General features: G+C 44.1%; 3 protein-coding genes and 1 pseudogene. All 4 read left to right on the top strand.

Annotated elements, in window-relative coordinates; genetic code table 11:
- A pseudogene (locus tag ACSEXW_RS28020) lies at positions 1 to 280 on the top strand (ATP-binding protein); the annotation flags it as partial.
- 94 nt (positions 281 to 374) lie between these two features.
- Positions 375 to 872, top strand: a complete 498-nt coding sequence (locus tag ACSEXW_RS28025; RefSeq protein WP_438449482.1) for a TIR domain-containing protein — start codon at positions 375 to 377, stop codon at positions 870 to 872.
- A 48-nt stretch (positions 873 to 920) separates the two neighbouring features.
- The gene (locus ACSEXW_RS28030) at positions 921 to 1379 is read left to right on the top strand and encodes a hypothetical protein (protein WP_438449483.1); all 459 of its coding nucleotides are present in this window, start codon (positions 921 to 923) and stop codon (positions 1377 to 1379) included.
- Positions 1380 to 1481: 102 nt separating this feature from the next.
- Positions 1482 to 2009: ATP-dependent DNA ligase (locus ACSEXW_RS28035; RefSeq protein WP_438449484.1), on the top strand; the 528-nt coding region annotated here is incomplete at its 3' end.

Genomic DNA, 2009 nt, shown 5'->3' on the forward strand with positions numbered 1-2009 from the left:
GGCGGTGGAATCCCGGGCCTATCGGTTGTCCTATCATTGGCTATTCCACTCCTGGGAGCAGATCCCCCGGGACCTGGCTGAGATCATTAAGGCTGCTGGCCCGCACTATTACCTCTACCAGAGCAGTAAGGCGACATATAAGGGGCTCCAGGAGGAAATAGCTCCGTTTACTCTAGACGACGGCCTGAACACACCTCGGTACCACTCCATCATGGCACTCAAGGTTGGCGAGAAGCGAATGACGCCGTTGATGGTGCGAATGGATCCTCCTTGTATATGACAATAAACTATATATTAAACCATAATTCGCCAATTTGGTTTTTATGATGTAAGATTATACTAGAAATTGATTTAGTCAGAACGGGGGGAGTTATATGGCAAGAAGGGCATTTTATAGTTTTCACTATGTTGCTGACAATTGGAGAGCTGCGAAAATCAGGAATATCGGAGTAATTGAAGGGAATGGCACAATTTCCGATAATGACTGGGAAGAGGTAAAGAAAAAAGGCGATCGTTCAATTTCAAATTGGATTGACAAACAAATGTTTGGGCGTTCTTGTACAATAGTATTAATTGGTGAAAATACTGCTGGTCGAAAATGGATTGATTACGAAATAATAAACTCTTGGAATTCTGGAATGGGGGTCCTGGGCATTCATATTCACCGAATCTCAGATAGGCTTGGATTTCCATCTGCAAAAGGAGCAAATCCCTTTAAAAATATTGAAGTCGGTGGGAAGGAAATGTCGAAAATCGTAAAGGTTTATGATCCCCCACATATGGAAAGTAGTGCAGTTTATAATTATATAGCAGCAAATCTGGAAAAATGGGTTGAGGACGCCATTGCCATAAGGAACCGTTACTACAAATAAATTAATTTGTACGAATATTTTTTTTCCGTATGTTAAAGATGTTAAGGAATGTTTTGGTTGGATTCCTTCAACAACGTATCTGGTGGTGTTAAAAAAGTGACGAACGAGAAAAAGCTTAAGCATCTAGAATTTATTTTAGGAATCATAAATCGCCAGGCTCAGAATAGTTTTATGTTAAAAAGTTGGACGGTTACAATAGTTGCGGCATTGTTTGCATTTGCAAATCGCTCAGATGAAATGGATAGTCATTTTCTTTGGATAGCAATTATTCCTGTATTTTTTTTCTGGTTACTTGACGGATATTTTCTTCGCCAAGAAAGATTATTCCGACATCTATACAATCACGTGAGAACTTTTGAAGAAAATCAAATCGATTTTTCGATGCGAACGGATCACTTAAATGTAAGTGAGTCCAAATGGATAAAAGTCTGTTTATCAAACACATTGCTGTATTTCTATGGTCCATTATTCATTGTCATTATTGTGGCAATGGTTTGGTTAGGTTAACGAAACTTGGCAAAGCCCTGTGGAAAAGCAGGGCTTATATTTTGCCCATATTTACCGCTATAAATCCGCCGCGGACGAGGGCTACAATGTCATCAGGTGATTATGATGACGTTTGTATCTCCCATGCTCCTGGAGAAAGTCGAGGAGCCCTTTGATGATCCCAGGTATATCTATGAGCCGAAGATTGACGGACACCGGCTTCTGCTTTCCAAAGTTAACGGAAGCACTCGGCTTTATACCCGCCACGAGAATGAATGCACTCGGCAATACCCGGAGTTGCTGGCCGTGCCGGCGAATGACGATGTGATCTTGGATGGCGAGGTCTGCCGGATCGGGACGTCTGGAGAGATTGACTTCGAGGCGGTGATGGAGCGGTTTCGGATGACCAAGGCTCCAAAGACTAAGGCCGAGGCAGTGGAGTCACCGGTGCATTACGTGGTGTTCGATATCCTGCAGCGCAACGGCCGGGACCTCCGCAGCTTACCGCTCATGGAGCGCAAGCAGATCCTCGCGGACGTCTTGGAGCAGAACAGCCACTTCAGCCAGTCTCTTTACGTGGAAGGCGCCGGCAAGGAGTTGTTCCGGGCGATACAGGAGAAGCGGATGGAGGGAATTGTCGCCAAACGTAAG

Origin of the sequence: Oryzibacillus soli, assembly GCF_051594765.1 — a bacterium.
GTDB lineage: Bacteria > Bacillota > Bacilli > Paenibacillales > NBRC-103111 > Paenibacillus_AR.

Bases quoted from the DNA above. Each gene is read 5' to 3' on its own strand.
- ACSEXW_RS28025 (WP_438449482.1), top strand. From the start codon at position 375: ATGGCAAGAAGGGCATTTTATAGTTTTCACTATGTTGCTGACAATTGG.
- ACSEXW_RS28030 (WP_438449483.1), top strand. From the start codon at position 921: ATGTTTTGGTTGGATTCCTTCAACAACGTATCTGGTGGTGTTAAAAAA.